Origin of the sequence: Vibrio breoganii (assembly GCF_024346795.1) — a bacterium.
GTDB classification, from domain to species: domain Bacteria; phylum Pseudomonadota; class Gammaproteobacteria; order Enterobacterales; family Vibrionaceae; genus Vibrio; species Vibrio breoganii.
Window position 1 is genome coordinate 2,151,865 of record NZ_AP024864.1, and the last position, 18,128, is coordinate 2,169,992.

General features: G+C 45.1%; 19 protein-coding genes. 17 read left to right on the forward strand and 2 right to left on the reverse strand.

Features of this window, described 5'->3' with window-relative positions:
• Positions 1-2 precede the first annotated feature (2 nt).
• The 12 genes from mrdA to OCU35_RS10070 all read left to right on the forward strand — a co-directional run bounded on the left by mrdA (position 3) and on the right by OCU35_RS10070 (position 10,650).
• A complete protein-coding gene (gene mrdA, locus OCU35_RS10015) occupies positions 3-1,904 on the forward strand; it encodes a penicillin-binding protein 2 (protein ID WP_261825293.1) in 1,902 nt (633 codons plus the stop codon).
• On the forward strand, positions 1,901-3,022 hold the full coding sequence (rodA, locus tag OCU35_RS10020) for a rod shape-determining protein RodA (protein WP_017029162.1): 1,122 nt from the start codon (positions 1,901-1,903) through the stop codon (positions 3,020-3,022). The genes mrdA and rodA overlap by 4 nt, the downstream gene beginning before the upstream one ends.
• Positions 3,022-3,813, forward strand: a complete 792-nt coding sequence (locus OCU35_RS10025; protein WP_261825294.1) for a septal ring lytic transglycosylase RlpA family protein — start codon at positions 3,022-3,024, stop codon at positions 3,811-3,813. The genes rodA and OCU35_RS10025 overlap by 1 nt, the downstream gene beginning before the upstream one ends.
• A 120-nt stretch (positions 3,814-3,933) precedes the next feature.
• Complete coding sequence (locus OCU35_RS10030) at positions 3,934-5,115, forward strand: serine hydrolase (protein WP_102550588.1); 1,182 nt, start codon at positions 3,934-3,936, stop codon at positions 5,113-5,115.
• A 175-nt stretch (positions 5,116-5,290) separates the two neighbouring features.
• Positions 5,291-5,560, forward strand: a complete 270-nt coding sequence (ybeD, locus tag OCU35_RS10035) for a DUF493 family protein YbeD (RefSeq protein WP_017029159.1) — start codon at positions 5,291-5,293, stop codon at positions 5,558-5,560.
• Positions 5,561-5,710: 150 nt separating this feature from the next.
• The gene (gene lipB / locus OCU35_RS10040; protein ID WP_017029158.1) at positions 5,711-6,424 is read left to right on the forward strand and encodes a lipoyl(octanoyl) transferase LipB; all 714 of its coding nucleotides are present in this window, start codon (positions 5,711-5,713) and stop codon (positions 6,422-6,424) included.
• Positions 6,417-7,382 carry a lipoyl synthase gene (gene lipA, locus OCU35_RS10045; RefSeq protein WP_017029157.1) on the forward strand — a complete coding sequence of 322 codons (966 nt, stop codon included), beginning with the start codon at positions 6,417-6,419 and terminating at the stop codon, positions 7,380-7,382. Before lipB ends, lipA begins: the two co-directional genes overlap by 8 nt.
• An 843-nt stretch (positions 7,383-8,225) precedes the next feature.
• Positions 8,226-8,414 carry a hypothetical protein gene (locus OCU35_RS10050; protein ID WP_261825295.1) on the forward strand — a complete coding sequence of 63 codons (189 nt, stop codon included), beginning with the start codon at positions 8,226-8,228 and terminating at the stop codon, positions 8,412-8,414.
• A 37-nt stretch (positions 8,415-8,451) separates the two neighbouring features.
• Positions 8,452-8,895 (forward strand): IS110 family transposase, encoded by a 444-nt coding sequence (locus OCU35_RS10055; RefSeq protein ID WP_261825296.1) that lies wholly within the window; start codon positions 8,452-8,454, stop codon positions 8,893-8,895.
• A complete protein-coding gene (locus OCU35_RS10060; RefSeq protein WP_261825297.1) occupies positions 8,856-9,182 on the forward strand; it encodes a transposase in 327 nt (108 codons plus the stop codon). The genes OCU35_RS10055 and OCU35_RS10060 overlap by 40 nt, the downstream gene beginning before the upstream one ends.
• A 531-nt stretch (positions 9,183-9,713) precedes the next feature.
• Positions 9,714-10,043, forward strand: coding sequence for a hypothetical protein (locus OCU35_RS10065; RefSeq protein ID WP_017029156.1), 330 nt, complete (start codon positions 9,714-9,716; stop codon positions 10,041-10,043).
• Positions 10,044-10,155: 112 nt separating this feature from the next.
• Positions 10,156-10,650 (forward strand): M48 metallopeptidase family protein, encoded by a 495-nt coding sequence (locus OCU35_RS10070; protein WP_261825298.1) that lies wholly within the window; start codon positions 10,156-10,158, stop codon positions 10,648-10,650.
• A 51-nt stretch (positions 10,651-10,701) separates the two neighbouring features.
• On the opposite strand, the gene glyA is transcribed toward OCU35_RS10070, so the two are convergent.
• Entirely contained in the window at positions 10,702-11,952 is a 1,251-nt protein-coding gene (glyA, locus tag OCU35_RS10075) for a serine hydroxymethyltransferase (protein WP_017029154.1), read from the reverse strand.
• A 324-nt stretch (positions 11,953-12,276) separates the two neighbouring features.
• On the opposite strand from glyA, the gene OCU35_RS10080 reads away from it, so the two are divergent.
• On the forward strand, positions 12,277-12,876 hold the full coding sequence (locus tag OCU35_RS10080) for a YitT family protein (protein WP_017029153.1): 600 nt from the start codon (positions 12,277-12,279) through the stop codon (positions 12,874-12,876).
• A 62-nt stretch (positions 12,877-12,938) separates the two neighbouring features.
• Here the strand turns inward: OCU35_RS10080 and gmhB are convergent, their stop codons facing one another.
• Positions 12,939-13,496 (reverse strand): D-glycero-beta-D-manno-heptose 1,7-bisphosphate 7-phosphatase, encoded by a 558-nt coding sequence (gene gmhB, locus OCU35_RS10085; protein ID WP_017029152.1) that lies wholly within the window; start codon positions 13,494-13,496, stop codon positions 12,939-12,941.
• A gap of 182 nt (positions 13,497-13,678) precedes the next feature.
• Between gmhB and metN the strand changes: the two genes are divergently transcribed.
• The 4 genes from metN (at position 13,679) to OCU35_RS10105 (ending at position 17,937) form a co-directional block, all read left to right on the forward strand.
• Entirely contained in the window at positions 13,679-14,713 is a 1,035-nt protein-coding gene (gene metN, locus OCU35_RS10090) for a methionine ABC transporter ATP-binding protein MetN (protein ID WP_261825299.1), read from the forward strand.
• Positions 14,703-15,380, forward strand: a complete 678-nt coding sequence (locus OCU35_RS10095) for a methionine ABC transporter permease (protein WP_261825300.1) — start codon at positions 14,703-14,705, stop codon at positions 15,378-15,380. The genes metN and OCU35_RS10095 overlap by 11 nt, the downstream gene beginning before the upstream one ends.
• A 27-nt stretch (positions 15,381-15,407) precedes the next feature.
• Positions 15,408-16,217 carry a MetQ/NlpA family lipoprotein gene (locus tag OCU35_RS10100; protein WP_102499530.1) on the forward strand — a complete coding sequence of 270 codons (810 nt, stop codon included), beginning with the start codon at positions 15,408-15,410 and terminating at the stop codon, positions 16,215-16,217.
• 316 nt (positions 16,218-16,533) lie between these two features.
• Positions 16,534-17,937, forward strand: coding sequence for an IS4 family transposase (locus tag OCU35_RS10105; RefSeq protein ID WP_261825301.1), 1,404 nt, complete (start codon positions 16,534-16,536; stop codon positions 17,935-17,937).
• The last annotated feature ends 191 nt before the right edge of the window (positions 17,938-18,128 follow it).

Genomic DNA, 18,128 nt, shown 5'->3' on the forward strand with positions numbered 1-18,128 from the left:
GCATGATGCGTAAGCGCTCTCACTTTAGAGACCATAAACTCGAGACTCGCCTTTTTAGCAACCGAGCTTTGGTTGCCTTCATTGGCATCCTTGTACTCATCGGTCTGCTTATCGTTAACCTGTACCATATTCAGGTTAATCAGTTTCAAGACTACCAAACTCGCTCTAACGATAATCGTATCAAAGTCGTACCTATCGCGCCCAACCGTGGCCTGATCTACGACAGAAATGGCATTGTTTTAGCTGAGAACAGACCCGTATTTTCCCTAGAAATCACCCCTGAAAAGGTCACAAACCTTGATGAGACGATTTCTCGCCTTCAGCAACTGCTGCCCGCTATTTCGGAAGAGCAAGTAGAACGATTTGAGCGAGATCGTAAGCGTTCTAGACGTTTTAAATCAGTCCCATTACTCGGACAACTTTCAGAAGAACAGGTCGCTATCTTCTCTGTTCATCAGCATGAGTTCCCGGGCGTAGAAGTCAACGCTACCCTAAAACGCTTCTATCCTTATGGAGAGATCCTGACCCACGTTCTCGGCTATGTTTCCCGTATCAATGATCGCGACATACAGCGCTTAACCCGCGAAGATAAGGTGCAAGATTACCAAGCGACACATGATATTGGTAAGTTAGGCATCGAGCGGTATTACGAAGATCTCTTGCACGGTAAACCGGGCTACCAAGAGGTTGAAGTCAATAGCCGCGGCCGCGTCATTCGTACCCTAAAATATGAACCGCCTACTCCGGGTGAAGATATCGTTCTTAACATCGATATTAAGCTACAAAGCTATTTGTTCGAGCTTCTGGATGGTCGTCGAGGCAGCGCGGTTATCCTTGAGCCTCATACTGATGCGGTACTGGCTATGGTATCTAGCCCTAGCTATGACCCTAACTCCTTTGTTCACGGCATTTCAGGCAAAGATTATAGAGCGCTACTCAGTGATATTAATCGCCCGCTGGTAAACCGTGCCACGTTAGGTATTTACCCTCCTGCATCAACAGTAAAACCCTTCATTGCAGTGGCCGCGTTACAGGAAAAAGTGATTACCCCGACCACGACACGTAACGACCCAGGATATTGGCGTATTCCAAATTCCAAGACTCGACCGTTTAGAGACTGGTTACGTTGGGGGCATGGTGAAGTTGATATTAATAAAGCGATCGAAGAGTCGGTGGATACCTTCTTCTATCAAATAGCTTATGACTTGGGCATCGACCGTATTTCTAAATGGATGCAAGAGTTTGGTTTTGGTGACTACACCGGCATCGATATCTATGAAGAAAGCAAAGCCAACATGCCTACACGTGAATGGAAGCGTGCCAGACATAACGCACCTTGGTATCAAGGGGACACAATTCCTGTCGGCATAGGTCAAGGTTACTGGACAGCAACACCAATGCAGATTGCTAAAGCTACTTCGGTATTGATCAATGAAGGCAAGGTAATGGCACCGCAGATCCTTCGCTCAACCATCAAGCCAGTTGAGCATAATGGCACTTTGGAGGAGTTTAAACAGCCAGAGCTTTATCCACCCATCACAGGAGTGAAGAAGGAATTCTGGACCATTGCCAAGCACGGCATGTACTTGGTTAACCATGGTAAACGAGGCACTGCCCGCCGCGCATTTGCAGGCATGAAATATAAGAGTGCTGGTAAATCGGGAACGGCACAGGTATTTGGACTCGCGGAAGATGAAAAATACGATGCTGACGAGATAGCTGAACACTTGCGAGATCACGCTCTGTTCACAGGATTCGCGCCATACGATAATCCTCAGGTAATTTTGACCATAGTTCTAGAGAATGCAGGTGGCGGTTCAACTCATGGTGCACCAGTGGCAAGACAGATCTTTGACCATATTTTGTTAAACCCAACTTATGACTATATCGAGCCTGAAGAATGAAACTAGATCCTGAAACAGGCAAAAACCGCTCACTATTTGAGCGCATGCACCTTGACCTTCCTTTGATCTTTGGGGTTCTGATCCTGATGGGATGTTCGCTGGTGATCATGTACAGCGCCAGTGGCCAAAACCTCGCCATGATGGAACGTCAAATGATGCGCATGATATTAGCGCTAGGGGTCATGGTTATCATGGCTCAAATCACCCCAAGGACCTATGAGACACTCGCTCCATTGCTGTTCACTGGAGGGCTCATCCTATTATTAGGAGTGCTCTTCTTTGGTGAGGCATCAAAAGGAGCTCAACGTTGGCTTAATCTTGGCTTTGTACGCTTTCAACCCTCTGAATTAATGAAACTGGCTGTACCTCTTATGGTCGCAAGATACATAGGTAATCGCCCTCTTCCGCCAAGCTTTAGGGTTCTCGCAACCTCCTTAATCTTGGTTATGTTGCCCACAATATTGATCGCTAAACAGCCAGATCTGGGTACCTCAATCCTGATAGCAGCTTCCGGTATATTCGTGATTTTCCTAGCGGGAATTAGCTGGAATATCATCCTCTCGGCCGCTCTAGCGGTGGGGGCATTCGTGCCGATACTGTGGTTTTTCTTGATGCGTGAATACCAAAAGGTGCGCGTTAGAACCCTGTTTGATCCAGAGTCTGATCCCCTAGGTGCGGGCTATCATATTATCCAAAGTAAGATTGCGATTGGTTCTGGCGGTTTAACTGGTAAAGGTTGGCTGCAAGGTACCCAATCACAACTAGAGTTCCTACCGGAGCGCCATACTGACTTCATCTTTGCCGTTATTGCCGAAGAGTGGGGACTGATTGGCGTCATGTTCTTGCTCACTGTCTATCTTTTCATTATTGGTCGAGGTTTGTATCTAGCTAGTCAGGCCCAGTCGGCCTTTGGTCGAATGATGGCAGGTAGTGTGGTACTGAGCTTCTTCGTTTACATCTTTGTAAATATTGGTATGGTGAGCGGGATTTTGCCCGTAGTGGGCGTACCCTTGCCATTAATCAGTTATGGCGGCACCTCAATGGTGACCTTAATGGCAGGCTTTGGCATATTGATGTCCATCCAAACTCATAGAAAAATGCTTTCGAAGGCAAACTAATGCGAATATTGAAAACCCTAGGATTGGGCGCAGCTCTGACAATCATTGCTGGATGTTCAGGATCGGACAAAGATCGCTATGCAATAGCACAAGATGTCCCACCCGACTCACCGATCTCCTTGAACCATATCGAGGATGCGACTCCACGCTACGAACCTTATAGCCTAGGTGGAAACAAAGATTACACTGTACGTGGTAAATCCTATTCTGTGATAAATAACCCTGAGGGTTTTAAAGAGAAGGGAAAGGCCTCTTGGTACGGCAAAAAATTTCATGGGCATTTGACCTCAAATGGCGAAACCTATGACATGTATTCCATGAGTGCTGCTCACAAAAATCTTCCTATTCCAAGTTATGTCAAAGTCACCAATGTCGACAATGGCAAAACGGCCATTGTTCGCGTCAACGACAGAGGGCCATTTCATGAGGGGCGAATTATCGACCTGAGTTATGCGGCAGCTACTAAACTTGGAGTAGTGCAAACTGGCGTGGCGAATGTCGAAATAGAGTTTATTACGGCTAAACCAAAGGCTGGCAACAAGACAAAATCGGATGCTCACCCAAGCTATGTGATTCAAGTAGCGAGCCTGGGAAATGCAACCAATTCGAAGAAGCTGTCCAACAAACTCACTGAAGAGTATGAGCAGCCAAGTTATGTAGAAAAACAGGATGACATCAATAGAATCTTTATTGGTCCAATTGCTGACGCCATCGAAGCTAAGCAGCTCCTAGAGAAACTACAACAAAATGGACATCCGAGCGCCTTTATTAAAAAGCATAAACCTGAGTAGATCGGGCGCGGATTAAAATTCACACTTTGGCAAGCATTATGGTAGTTTCTCTGGTCTAGACTTTTGATTCTGCTACTATACAAAAAGTTTTGCCTTCAATTTGGACATTACACGGAAAAGATGAAAACTATCACCCAATCACTTAAATCTCTCGCCGTAACGAGTGCGTTTGCCTCAGTTGCTTTTGCAGCAACCTCTCAGGCCGCACCTATCGTGCTACCGGATGCTCCACAGATTGCAGCCAAAGGCTATGTACTGATGGATTACAACTCAGGCAAAGTATTGGCTGAGAAAGAGATGAATACTCAGCTTCATCCAGCAAGCTTAACCAAGATGATGACCAGCTATGTTATTGGCCAAGAGCTAAAGCGTGGCAATATCTCTAAAGATGATGAAGTTGTTATCAGCAAGAATGCTTGGGCGAAAAATTTCCCAGATTCATCAAAGATGTTCATCGAAGTGGGCACAACTGTCACGGTTGACGAGCTTAACCACGGCATCATCATTCAATCAGGTAACGATGCCTGTGTTGCAATGGCTGAGCACGTTGCAGGCTCTGAAGATGCCTTCGTTGATCTCATGAACGCTTGGGCAAAATCGCTAGGTATGGATAACTCACACTTTGCCAACGTCCACGGTCTTGATAACGATGACCTATATTCAACTCCATACGACATGGCTCTACTAGGTAAAGCCCTTATCCGTGACGTGCCTGATGAGTATGCACTCTACGCAGAGAAGCAATTCACCTACAACGGCATCACTCAGTACAACCGTAATGGTTTATTGTGGGATAAGAGCATGAACGTTGATGGCATCAAGACTGGCCACACTAGCAATGCAGGTTACAGCCTAGTGAGCTCTGGCACAGAAGGCCAAATGCGCCTTGTTGCAGTCGTTATGGGTACTAAGAGTGCTAATGCTCGTAAAGCAGAAAGCAAAAAACTGCTGAACTATGGATTCCGTTTCTTCGAGACAGTCGCTCCTCATAAAAAAGGCGAAGTGTTTGCTGAAGAGAAAATCTGGATGGGTAGCCAAGACACCGTTAAATTGGGTCTAGCTGAAGATACCTATGTGACGCTTCCACGCGGCGTAGCGAAGAACCTACAAGCAAGCTTTGTTCTAGATAAAGAACTCAAAGCGCCAATCGCACAGGGCGATGTTGTAGGTCGAGTATTCTATCAAGTCGATGGTGAAGACATCGCTGAATACCCACTGCTCGCTCTAGAAAGTGTTGATGAAGGTGGCCTATTCAGTCGACTTATCGACTATTTAGTACTGCTATTTAAGAGCTGGTTCTAAGCGTTTTAGCTTAAGTTAATTTGAAAAGAAGCTGCTTTATAGCAGCTTCTTTTTTATCTATAGCTAGCTTGAAATACAGGCAATGGAACCTCATATTGAGTTTTTAGTTCAATCAAAGTAACATTCGCGCCTTAAATGGCCCTTATTTACACTATTTCCATTTGGAGTCGCAACCATGCAAGAGCAGCCAAAACTAAAAGACCTGTTGGAGTTCCCGTGCCAATTTACTTACAAAGTAATGGGTTACGCAAAGCCTGAACTACCAGATCTCATCTTGGAAGTGATCCAACGCCACGCACCTGGTAGCTACAGCCCTAAAATCACTCCAAGTGGTAAAGGTACGTACAACGCAGTTTCGGTAACCATTACAGCTACCTCTATCGAGCAAGTTGAAACACTGTACAAAGAACTCAGTGATATTGAAATCGTTCGCGTCGTGTTATAACCGCCAAAACTTAACGGTTAAGTTGTAAGCCGTTGATCTTAAAAGTGGTGCATCTTTGAGCACCACTTTTTGTAATACAAATAGTATTAATTCGCCTTTTTCTAGTAGAAATAACCTCACGTTGCTAGTAATGTGCGTACTTCGATATAGATGATTCAGGGAAGTAACGAATTGCCTAACGATACAGAGAAACAAGCAAACGCAACCTCATCGCTACTCAGTGATCGATTGGAGATCCACCATCTTGGTCGTCAAGATTACGAACCAATATGGCAGAGAATGCACCGATTCACCGATGAGCGCGACGAGAATACCGTCGATCAGGTATGGATTGTTGAGCACAATCCTGTTTTTACGCAAGGCCAAGCGGGTAAAGAGGAACACCTCCTTAATACCGGTGATATCCCTGTGGTAAAAAGTGATCGCGGCGGTCAGGTAACCTACCACGGCCCAGGCCAAATGGTGGTGTACTTCCTGCTGAACTTGCGTCGACGCGGTTTAGGGGTGCGTGAACTGGTGACTCATATAGAGAACACCGTGGTGCAAACCCTTGCTAAGCTCGGTATCGAATCTGCAGCCCGTCCAGATGCTCCTGGCGTGTATGTAGAGGGTAAAAAGATCTGCTCCCTTGGACTTCGAATCCGCAAAGGTTGTTCCTTTCACGGATTAGCTCTGAATATAGATATGGATCTCTCCCCTTTCCTACGCATCAACCCTTGTGGTTATGCCGGTATGGAAATGGTTCAGGTCGCTGATTTCACAACCGATGATCAGCGTGCAAACATTCAAGGTATTCTGGTTAAGGAATTAAGTGCCTTACTGGATTACACAGACGTAATAGAAATGACAGAAAGCTATGAGTAAACCAATTCAAATGGAAAAAGGCGTCAAATATCGTGACGCTGATAAGATGGCGCTGATCCCTACTAAGTCAGTTCCAGTTGAACGCAGCGAAGTCCTTCGCAAGCCTGAATGGATGAAGATTAAGCTACCTGCTGATAGCCAGCGCATTCAAGACATTAAGTCTGCTATGCGTAAAAACAACCTGAACTCGGTATGTGAAGAAGCTTCTTGCCCTAACCTAGCAGAGTGTTTTAACCACGGTACAGCGACCTTCATGATCTTAGGTGCTATCTGTACTCGTCGCTGTCCTTTCTGTGATGTAGCCCATGGTCGTCCGGTCGCGCCGGAAACCAACGAACCACAAAAGCTGGCTCAAACCATCAAAGATATGAAGTTAAAGTATGTGGTAATCACATCAGTGGATCGTGATGATCTGCGCGATGGCGGTGCTAAACACTTTGCTGACTGTAATGAAGAGATCCGCAAGCTTAACCCAAACATTCGCATTGAAACTCTGGTTCCAGATTTCCGTGGTCGTATGGATAAAGCCCTAGAAGAGCTTAAGCTGAATCCACCGGATGTATTCAATCACAACCTAGAAACAGCGCCACGCCTGTACCGTCGTGTACGCCCTGGAGCTAACTACAAGTGGTCTCTAGAACTTCTGAAGAAATTCAAAGAGCAACATCCTGACGTTCCTACTAAGTCTGGCGTAATGATGGGCTTAGGCGAAACGAAAGAAGAGATCGTAGAAGTGCTTAAGGATCTTAGAGCGCACGGCGTAAGCATGCTAACTCTAGGCCAATACCTAGCACCAAGTCGTCACCACCTGCCAGTAGAACGCTACGTTCCACCAGCAGAGTTCGACGAGCTAAAAGAGATTGCACTAGAGCTAGGCTTCACCCACGCAGCCTGTGGCCCATTCGTACGCTCTTCATACCACGCAGACCTACAAGCAAAAGGTGAGGAAGTTAAGTAAAAAATCCCGTAGGATTTTTTATCCCAGAAAAGCATAGCTTTATCTGGGATCTCCCCACCAGCGATACTCTGTATTTCACAAACCTAGAGGTTGCCCCGCAACTCTCTAGGTTTTCGTTTCTGGGTTTTCGTTTCTAGGTTCTGGGCTCTTAGATTGTGCCAATCTCAATATCGCACTCTCCAAGGTTCTGGATAAACTCTTCGAGCTTTCCAGAATGACACGTTTTGGTCTATGGCGAACCCTGCGAGCTGAAGTAAGCACAACACTACCGTCATCCTAGAAGTTGCTTGCAACTATCTAGGATCTTAGCGCGCACCTATCTCAATATCGCACTCTCCAAGGTTCTGGATAAACTCTGCGAGTTTTCCAGAATGACACGTTTTGGTCTATGACGAACCTTTCAAGTTGAAACAAGCATAACACTACCGTCATCCTAGAAGTTGCTTGCAACTATCTAGGATCTTAGTGCGCACCTATCTCAAATTAGCACTCTCCAAGATTCTGGATAAACTCTTCGAGCTTTCCAGAATGACACGTTTTGGTCTATGGCGAACCCTACGAGTTGAAGCAAGCGCAACACTACCCTCACCCTAGAAGTTGCTTGCAACTATCTAGGATCTTAGTGCGCACCTATCTCAAATTAGCACTCTCCAAGATTCTGGATAAACTCTTCGAGCTTTCCAGAATGACACGTTTTGGTCTATGGCGAACCCTACGAGTTGAAGCAAGCGCAACACTACCCTCACCCTAGAAGTTGCTTGCAACTATCTAGATGTATGGACTCCCTCTCCTTGAGGAGCTACGGTCTTAATCCGACTAAAGATTAGCCAAAGGAGTCCATACATGACTAATCCTAATCTATTAGCTATTGATTTAGCAAAGAATGTATTCCAAGTTTGCAAACTCTGCCCTAACGGAAAAGTCATTTATAACCGCGAAGTCAGTCGAGCAAAACTCAAAGAAATTCTGATAAATGAAAAACAAGCCCTCGTGGCTATGGAAGCCTGTGGCAGTGCACACTACTACTACTGATTCGCAATTAGCGCAGGCCACATTGTAAAAGTCATCAATGCGAGCAGTAAAAGCTTTTCAAACCAAGCAAAAGACAGATAGGAATGATGCTTTAGCTATTGGTGTTGCAGCACAGCAAGAGCACATCCATGGTACTCATATTCACTCAACTGAGGAGCAGGCACTTCAATCGTTAGAGCGTATGCGACACTTGGCTAAGGTTCAATTAGTCGCACAAAGTAACCAGATGCGAGGAGTATTAGCTGAGTTCGGAATTATTCTACCGCAAGGCCTATCTAAGTTAAGAAAGGAAATCCCTTTCACCCTGGAAGATGCTGATAACTCTTTACCTGATAGTTTTAGAACCGCGCTACACAAGTCATGGTCACATTTATTGGGCCAAATTGAACACTTGCAAGAACTAGATAGGCAGCTTGAGTCTTTGGTTAAGTCGCATCATATTTGCAAAAAGCTGATGAAGCTAGAAGGGGTCAGTACTTAGGGGCGCTAGGGTTAGCGTTACGATTAGGGCGAGGTGAAAACTTTTCTAATGGCCGAGAAGCATCCGCTAATATAGGGCTAACACCTAAACAGAACAGTTCCGGCGGGAAAGAACGTATTGGACATATATCTAGGTACAGTGCGGATAAGCGACTTCGTTCAGTTTTATTTCAAGGAGCGCTTTCCGTTATCACTCATGTATTAAACCGTCCAGCGACAACAAACAAAGAACAGTGGTTACAAGCACTTGTCGAACGACGAGGAAAAAGATCGCTGCAATTGCTTTAGCGAACAAAACCGTTCGAACCGCTTATGCTTTATTAAAGAATGATTCGGACTATCAGCCAATTAAATTGGCATGATAGACCGAGCATAGTCAACGAAGAGCGATGTAAGACAGGTAAGACCGACCAGTATGAGCTAGATAAGATTCGAGGCAGTAAACTTGCCGATATCGAGAAATAGCCTATTGGTGCGACTACATTTTAGGGCGAGGTAGCTCCTCAATAAAGCCCGTATATAAGTGCGCATCTATACTTGTTTTCCAAATTCTTTGTTGATTTACCGAGGGAGTCCATATAAGTATCTTAGAGCGCACCAATCTCAATATCTCACTCTCTAAGATTCTGGATAAACTCTTCGAGCTTTCCAGAATGACGCCTTTGTTAGGCAAACCTCGCAAGTTAAAGCACTCCCCCAATTGCGACAAACCTCAAAACTCCCAAATAAACACCCACACATTGCAGTGGTTTTTTGCTTTCTACGCTAAGCCCATTATGATTAAAGCTAGGACTGGTCATAAATAAAGGAGGTCGTTTAATGCGACTGTTATTATGCGCGCTGTCAGCTCTGTTTTTGTGGGGCTGCGCAGATAGAAACACTCAAGAAGACAACTACTTAGAAGCATCATTTGAACTGTGTAACACCGAGGTCTCACTCTACTCGGTGAGTGATGATGGCAAGGTTCGTATCATTTGTGCGGATGGGTCTAAGTTCGCTCTAGATAATGAAAAAACCCTAGAGGTTATGCGCGACATCAATATCGATTACTGCTCAGGCGAAGGGCTATCTAAATTTAGCGAAAGCCGTCGCTACTATACATTCCGTTGTAAATCAGGCACGCAGCTGAGTATCAACAAAGGCGGTTAACTGCCAAGTTATCTATCATCAAGCATTGAATATAGAAGAGCTCAATAAATCCATTCTTTAGGCATTAGGAATTGGGTAGAATTGGGCACTTCTGTTATTGCTTTGGAATACGATGAACCCTTCACTGAGATACATTCAGGGCTACCCCGAACACATAGTCACGCCTGTCACCCGACTTGTAGAGTCAGGGCAGCTAAACGCATGGTTTAAGCAGCGTTACCCTACCAAGCACACCATCAAAAGCGAAAAAGCCTTGTTTGAATATACAATGGCGATTAAAAATCGTTTTCTGAAAAAGTCAGCCCCGTTAAGCAAGGTGATTTACGACCACAAGATCCACCTCATCAACAATGCATTGGGCCTACACTCTTACGTGAGTCGCGTTCAAGGAAATAAGGTAAAATCAAAGAATGAAATTCGTATCGCAAATGTATTCAAGGATGCACCAGAGCCATTGCTACGAATGTTGATCGTGCATGAATTAGCGCATCTAAAAGAAAAAGAACACAACAAAGCGTTTTATCAACTGTGTTGTCATATGGAACCTGATTACCATCAGCTTGAGCTAGACGCTCGACTATTCATGATGTATCTAGAGAACCAATAAACAAAAAAGCGAGCCATTAGGCTCGCTTTTATCATTTAGGCTACTTTAATCTTATGCGTAAACAGGTTTACGGTTACAGATTTCTAGTACCTTAGCTTTAGTCGCTTCAATTACCGACTCATCACCCATGTTGTCTAGGATGTCACACATCCAGCCAGCAAGGTTTTTCGCGTCTTCTTCAGTGAAACCACGGCGAGTGATTGAAGGAGAACCGATACGGATACCAGAAGTAACAAACGGGCTACGAGGGTCGTTTGGTACAGAGTTCTTGTTCACTGTAATGTTAGCTGCGCCAAGAGCCGCATCCGCTTCTTTACCAGTGATGTCCTTGTCGATTAGGTCAACAAGGAACAGGTGGTTTTCTGTAGAGCCAGAAACGATGTTGTAACCACGAGCTAAGAACTCAGCAACCATAGCTTTTGCGTTAGCAACAACGCGCGCTTGGTATTCTTTAAACTCTGGTTCTAGAGCTTCTTTGAACGCTACTGCTTTACCAGCGATAACGTGCATTAGAGGACCACCTTGACCACCAGGGAATACCGCAGAGTTCAATTTCTTGTAAAGGTCTTCACCTTCGTTAGAAAGGATTAAACCACCACGAGGACCAGCTAGAGTTTTGTGAGTCGTTGTTGTAACTACATGAGCGTGTGGAACTGGATTCGGGTAAACGCCAGCAGCAATAAGACCTGCAACGTGCGCCATATCAACAAAGAAGTAAGCGCCAACTTTGTCTGCGATTTCACGCATACGAGCCCAATCACATACTTGAGAGTATGCAGAGAAACCACCGATGATCATCTTAGGCTTGTGCTCAACAGCCAAAGCTTCCATTTCTTCGTAGTCAATCTGGCCTTTTTCGTCGATACCGTAAGGAATGATGTTATACAACTTACCAGAAAAGTTAACTGGAGAACCGTGAGTCAGGTGACCACCGTGAGCAAGGCTCATACCCAATACTGTGTCGCCAGCATTCAGTAGTGCCATATATACAGCGTTGTTTGCTTGAGAGCCTGAGTGAGGCTGAACGTTCGCGTATTGAGCACCAAATAACTCACACGCACGCTCGATAGCTAGAGTTTCTACCTTATCAACGTACTCACAACCACCGTAGTAACGCTTGCCTGGGTAACCTTCAGCATACTTGTTAGTTAACTGAGAGCCCTGAGCTTCCATTACACGTGGGCTTGTGTAGTTTTCTGAAGCGATAAGCTCAATGTGCTCTTCTTGGCGCACTGTCTCTTCTTGGATTGCGGCAAATAGGTCCGCATCGTAATCAGCGATGTTCATATCACGCTTTAGCATCTGTATCTCCTGACTCAGATTAAACTGTAAATAGCTAAAAAAACCACATAATGACCAAAAGCAAACGTTTTCGTCACGGCAATGGCGGCATTTTACCGAAATAAATTCGTATCACAAATTTTTTTTGTCCCTGTTTTCTGTAGGTATATTCGCCTAAATAACCAACAGAATAAAGGCCTATCTGGGATTCTCTTTTTTGAAGGCCTCAACTTTACACTGTGTAAATCAAAAATTACACGCTGTTAACAAAAAAGTTGCGCAAACAGTTCGGTAAAGCACAGTTTTCCTATACTATTCGCGGCTGAATCTGCAAGGTTAAGTACAATGAACAAACATAGCTTTCTCGAGGATTGCGCTGCTATATTTACTGGTACTCTACTAGTGGCAGTTGGGATCTATTTTTTAAAATCTTCATCCATGATTGTGGGTGGGACGGCAGGTCTTGGGTTGCTGTTTACGCAATTTATCGACCTTAGCTTCGGTACCATGTACTTCTTGGTCAATATCCCCTTTTATTTCTTGGCATGGTTTCGTCTTGGTAAGCGCTTTACTATCAACAGCGTGATATGTGTTTCATTGGTATCGGTGATGGCTGACAACCTGCACCATGTCATGCGCTTTGAACTGCTCACGCCTGCTTTTGCAGCCATTGCCGGTGGCACGTTTATAGGATTAGGCTTACTGGTTCTGTTCCGTCACCGTGCCAGCTTAGGCGGCTCAAATGTATTGTGCCTAGTGATCCAAGATAAGATGGGCATCTCAGTGGGCAAAACGCAGCTGTTGTTTGATACTTCTATTTTGATATGTTCGCTCTATTTCATCCCTTTGACACTGATAGCGTGGTCTATTCTTGCAGCCGTGTTCATCAACCTGATTTTATGGATGAACCACAAGCCAACTCGCTACACCGTTCAATACCGATAACATACAAAAAAGGCTTTGATTCACTCAAAGCCTTCCTTATCAATTTATTATCTTGCTGTGCGCTATTTTCTGTCGATTAAATAGTCTGGCACTTCCTTAATACTATCCAAAACCACGCTGGCAATCGCCTCACCCTTTTCGGTGACAGGCTTTCCTGTGCGCACCAAGATTTTAGTGCCAACGCCAGCGGCTTCTGCAGCCATCATATCTTCCGCTTTATCTCCCACCATGATGGAGTTTTGCATATCAATCTTCAGAAAATCTCTGGCCGAGATGAACATACCAGGCTTAGGTTTTCGACACTCACAATCTTGTTTGTAATCACCAATACCGTGTTCAGGGTGATGAGGGCAGTAATAGATGCCATCAAGTTCAACGCCATTGTCCGAGAAGTTCCAATCCATCCATTGCGTCAGAGACTCAAATCGCTCTTCGCTAAATTTGCCGCGCGCTATTCCAGATTGATTGGTGACCAAGACTAATAGATACCCCATCTGCTGCAACTTCTTGGTTGCCTCAAAAACGCCAGGGATATATTCGAAATCATGCTCATCATGTACATAGCCATGATCAACATTAATAACACCATCACGATCTAAAAAAACGGCTGCTTTAGGCACGGGTAACTACTCTGCTCTGCTTCATAAAGATGGTAACGATTATCGCATGCTTTGTTACCACTCGCACCCTTGATTTGGCGTTTAGACGTCTAGACGTAAAAATATCTATTGACTTGGGTCAATGAAATATCTAGCATCTCTGCAAGATTTAAACTCCTCTACCTAATCATGCAGGCTATTTGATGATAGAGATTAAGCAAGTTAACAAGGTATTCTATCAAGGTAAATCCGCTATCAGCGCCTTGAAAGATATCAACTTAACCATCGCCAAGGGCAACATCTTTGGTGTGATTGGTTCTTCTGGTGCAGGCAAAAGCACCCTAATTCGTTGCGTTAACATGCTAGAAGCACCTACTAGCGGTGAAGTCATCGTGGATGGTGTTGACCTTACCAAGCTATCTAAGAAAGAGCTCTCTGAAGCGCGCCGCAATATCGGCATGATCTTCCAGCACTTTAATCTTCTTTCTTCTCGCACTGTATTCGAAAATATCGCTCTACCTCTAGAGCTCGCGGGTAAAGATAAGCAAACTATTGAAAGTAAAGTCACTGAACTATTGGGCTTAGTGGGTCTTAGCGATAAGCGCGATACCTACCCTGCCAACCTGAGTGGTGGACAAAAGCAGCGTGTTGCGATTGCACGTGCACTTTCAAGTGACCCTAAAGTATTGCTTTGTGACGAGGCGACTAGTGCCCTTGATCCAGCCACCACTCAATCGATCCTTGGCTTACTTAAAACCATCAACCGTCAACTCGGCATCACGATCCTTATCATCACCCACGAGATGGATGTAGTGAAGAACATCTGTCACGAGGTGGCCATTATTGGTGGTGGTGAACTTGTTGAGAAGGGCTCGGTTGGTGACATATTTGCTCACCCAAAAACAGAGCTTGCGCACCAATTTATTCGCTCAACCCTAGACCTTTCTATTCCAGAAGATTACGAGTCACGCCTTCTCACTGAGCGTAAAGAAGGAAGCTACCCGTTAGTGCGACTGGAATTTACCGGCGCTAGTGTGGATGCGCCAGTGATCAGTCAAATCACTCGTAAATTTAATATTGATATCTCAATTCTAAGCTCAGATCTGGATTACGCCGGTGGCGTTAAATTCGGCATGATGGTGGCGGAATTCTTCGGTGATGAAGAAGCCGACAATGCAGCGATTCAATACCTGAAAGACAACAATGTAAAAGTAGAGGTGCTTGGCTATGTCTTATGATGTGCTAGCTGATTGGTTCAATCTAAATAGCGGACTTTTATTAAAGGCAACTTGGGAAACCCTATACATGGTGGGCTTTTCTGGCATTGTCGGTTTCGCTGTGGGTATTCCTCTAGGCGTAGTCCTTCACACCACAAAACGTGGCGGTTTGTTAGAAAACCTGCGTGTAAACTCCATCTTAGGCGCCATTGTCAACGTAGGTCGAAGCGTGCCGTTCCTTGTGCTTATGGTAGCTATCATCCCATTTACCAAGCTTCTTATCGGAACCTTTATCGGCACAACAGCGGCTATCGTTCCACTAACCATCGGTGCTATCCCATTTGTGGCTCGCCTTATCGAGGGTGCACTGCTTGAAGTACCAAGTGGTCTAGTAGAAGCAGCACAATCAATGGGCGCAACACCGCTGCAAATTATTAATAAGGTACTGCTTCCAGAAGCGCTACCTACCATCATCAACTCAGTCACTATCACACTGGTTACCCTAGTTAGCTATTCAGCTATGGCGGGCACTGTGGGCGGTGGCGGTTTAGGTGATGTTGCTATTCGCTACGGCTTCCACCGCTACGATGTTGTGATCATGGCAGTGACAGTTGTAATGCTTATTGTATTGGTGCAAATCATTCAGTCTGTGGGTGACGCACTGGTTCGTAAAGTTGACCACAGATAAGAATTAAAAAATTATACGGAGATAGTTATGAAATTTAGCCTAAAGAACATTTTTACCGTTGCGATTGCAGCGTCAGCTTTGGCCCTAACGGGTTGTGGCGATAAAGAACAAGACCTAAGCAAGATCAAGGTTGGCGTAATGGCAGGTGCGGAAGCACAGGTTGCAGAAGTAGCGGCTAAGGTAGCTAAAGAGAAGTACGACCTTGATGTTGAGCTAGTGACTTTCACAGATTACGTGACACCAAACGCAGCGCTAGATGATGGCTCGGTTGACGTAAACGCATTCCAACACAAGCCGTACCTTGATCAACAAGTCACTGACCGTGGCTACAAGATAACTATCGCAGGTAACACCTTTGTTTACCCTATTGCAGGTTACTCTAAGCAAATCAAGTCTGTTGACGAGCTAGAAGAAGGTGCACGTATTGCAGTACCAAACGATCCAACTAACCTTGGCCGTTCACTGCTTCTTCTTGAGCAGCAAGGCATCATTGAGCTACGTGAAGGCGCAGGTCTATTGGCGACGGTTCGTGATATCACTGCAAACCCTAAGAACATCACTATTGTTGAACTTGATGCAGCACAACTACCTCGCTCTCTAGATGACGTAGCGCTTTCAATCATCAACACCACTTACGCAAGTTCTATCGACCTAACACCACAGCGTGATGGTATCTTTGTTGAAGACAAAGAATCTCCATACGTAAACCTTATCGTTTCGCGTGAAGAAAACCTAAACGCTGAAAACGTACAGAACTTTGTAAAAGCGTACCAAACAGAAGAAGTGTACAACGCCGCTTCTGACATCTTTAAAGGCGGCGTAGTTAAGGGTTGGTAATCCACACTCCTTAAACTTCCCCTTCAAAAAGCCGTCACTTCAATTCGTAGTGGCGGTTTTTTTATGCCCTAATATCGCCTCAAACAGGCTATATAGGCCACAAGCTAGCATCTTCACCCTAGCCTACACTTTCACTACATTCTGCTTTTAAGGGGTTTGGGGCTGGGTTCTGGGCTCTGGGTTCTAGGTTCTAGGTTCTAGGTTCTAGGTTCTAGCTTCTAGCTTCTAGCTTCTAGCCTGACTTTCATACACAAGTCTTGTTATCTAATCTCAGTGTGATCTAATACTTCTTTTAGCTTATTAGGTCACACTTTCTATGTTTACTTCCAACTCTGAGCACTGGGCTGAATTTATTTTTGGTCGTGCACAGCTTGGCGATCCTCGTCGCACTAACCGCCTGGTTAAAGTAGCCAGTGATCTAGCTAAAAACGCTGGTAAATCGGTGAGTCGTTCTTGTGATGACCCTGCCAGTATCGAAGGTGCTTACCGCTTCATTCGTAACGATAGTATCAGCCCCGAAGCCATTGCTGAGGCTGGGTACACTCAAACTGACGAGTTAGTTCGTCAGCGCCCTTTAGTCTTAGCACTCCAAGATACTACTGGTCTGAGCTACCGCCATTCTGTTTGTGAAGAACTCGGCGAAGTCAATTCAGGGAGCGACACCCGCCACAGTAATAAAGGACGAACACTCTATGCTCATTCCACATTGATGTTGGATGCTCAGAGTGAACAAGTGCTTGGGTTGGCTTATCAACATTATTGGTACCGACAAAGTAAGCAAGTACAACAAACCCATCAATTACAATGCAGAGAGCGTAGCGAAAAAGAGAGTTATAAATGGCAACATAATGTTGAACAACTCTCATCACGACTTGAAACACTCGACAATGTCATTGATGTTTGTGATCGCGAAGCGGATATGTACGAATACCTAGACTATCAAATCAGTCAAGGTCACCGTTTTGTCGTACGAGCAAGCGACAATCGACGCTTAGTCGGCTTTGATGAAAAGCTTTTTACAGTACTCGATGCCCTTGAACCAAGCGCTCACTACACCATAGATATTCAACAGAAAGGTGGACGTCGAGCGCGAACCGCAACGATAGCATTGAGTCATACATCGGTGACGTTGCAAAAGCCTCAACGCGCTAAAGCAGAAGCCACTATTACTGTAAATGCCGTGGTCTGCCAAGAAGTCGAACCCAACGGCGAAAAAGGTAAATTACGCTGGGTACTTTATACGACCGAACCAGTGACAACTCCCGAAGAAGCTCGTCAAATAGCTCGCTACTACGAACTAAGGTGGCGCATAGAGGAGTTTCATAAAATCTGGAAATCAGAAGGTACACAAGTAGAAAGATTGCGTATGCAAAGTCGTGATAATTTACGTCGTGTAGCCGTTATTCAAGCCTTTATCGCAGTACGTTTATTTCAGTTACGGGAACTGACGCAAAACAAGGAAGAGGCGAAGAATATTCCATGCACGGTTTATTTCAGTAACGTCAGTTGGAAAATACTATGGAAAGCGGCGCACAAAACTAAGCCAATACCAACAGAGCCCCCTTCACTGCATTGGGGATATTACGCCCTCGCCAAGTTAGGTCGCTGGCATGATAGTAAACGGAATGGTCGTGTGGGAGTTGTAGCATTATGGGATGGCTGGTTACAGCTAATGCAACTAGTCGAATCCTATGAAATGCTCAAAGGACTCGACTTGTGATCAAGAGACAGGCTTCTAGCTTCTAGTTTGATTGTGGCTATACACTTCAAGTTAAATGGCGTCATCCTGAACTTGATTCAGGATCTTAGTGTGCACATAGCTAGGTATGACATACCTCTTGGTCATAAGCCGGGCTAAAGGGTTTCGCCCTGCCCGAGTGCTTTTCTGGGCCAGCACACTGGTTGCGTATC

Excerpts from the sequence above, each read along its gene's own strand:
- OCU35_RS10065 (WP_017029156.1), top strand. The coding sequence starts at position 9,714 with ATGCGACTGTTATTATGCGCGCTGTCAGCTCTGTTTTTGTGGGGCTGC.
- OCU35_RS10050 (WP_261825295.1), top strand. The coding sequence starts at position 8,226 with ATGACTAATCCTAATCTATTAGCTATTGATTTAGCAAAGAATGTATTC.
- OCU35_RS10055 (WP_261825296.1), top strand. The coding sequence starts at position 8,452 with ATGCGAGCAGTAAAAGCTTTTCAAACCAAGCAAAAGACAGATAGGAAT.
- rodA (WP_017029162.1), top strand. The coding sequence starts at position 1,901 with ATGAAACTAGATCCTGAAACAGGCAAAAACCGCTCACTATTTGAGCGC.
- ybeD (WP_017029159.1), top strand. The coding sequence starts at position 5,291 with ATGCAAGAGCAGCCAAAACTAAAAGACCTGTTGGAGTTCCCGTGCCAA.
- OCU35_RS10030 (WP_102550588.1), top strand. The coding sequence starts at position 3,934 with ATGAAAACTATCACCCAATCACTTAAATCTCTCGCCGTAACGAGTGCG.
- OCU35_RS10080 (WP_017029153.1), top strand. The coding sequence starts at position 12,277 with ATGAACAAACATAGCTTTCTCGAGGATTGCGCTGCTATATTTACTGGT.
- OCU35_RS10025 (WP_261825294.1), top strand. The coding sequence starts at position 3,022 with ATGCGAATATTGAAAACCCTAGGATTGGGCGCAGCTCTGACAATCATT.
- OCU35_RS10105 (WP_261825301.1), top strand. The coding sequence starts at position 16,534 with ATGTTTACTTCCAACTCTGAGCACTGGGCTGAATTTATTTTTGGTCGT.
- OCU35_RS10095 (WP_261825300.1), top strand. The coding sequence starts at position 14,703 with ATGTCTTATGATGTGCTAGCTGATTGGTTCAATCTAAATAGCGGACTT.
- metN (WP_261825299.1), top strand. The coding sequence starts at position 13,679 with ATGATAGAGATTAAGCAAGTTAACAAGGTATTCTATCAAGGTAAATCC.
- lipB (WP_017029158.1), top strand. The coding sequence starts at position 5,711 with ATGATTCAGGGAAGTAACGAATTGCCTAACGATACAGAGAAACAAGCA.
- lipA (WP_017029157.1), top strand. The coding sequence starts at position 6,417 with ATGAGTAAACCAATTCAAATGGAAAAAGGCGTCAAATATCGTGACGCT.
- OCU35_RS10070 (WP_261825298.1), top strand. The coding sequence starts at position 10,156 with ATGAACCCTTCACTGAGATACATTCAGGGCTACCCCGAACACATAGTC.
- glyA (WP_017029154.1), bottom strand. The coding sequence starts at position 11,952 with ATGCTAAAGCGTGATATGAACATCGCTGATTACGATGCGGACCTATTT.
- mrdA (WP_261825293.1), top strand. The coding sequence starts at position 3 with ATGATGCGTAAGCGCTCTCACTTTAGAGACCATAAACTCGAGACTCGC.
- OCU35_RS10100 (WP_102499530.1), top strand. The coding sequence starts at position 15,408 with ATGAAATTTAGCCTAAAGAACATTTTTACCGTTGCGATTGCAGCGTCA.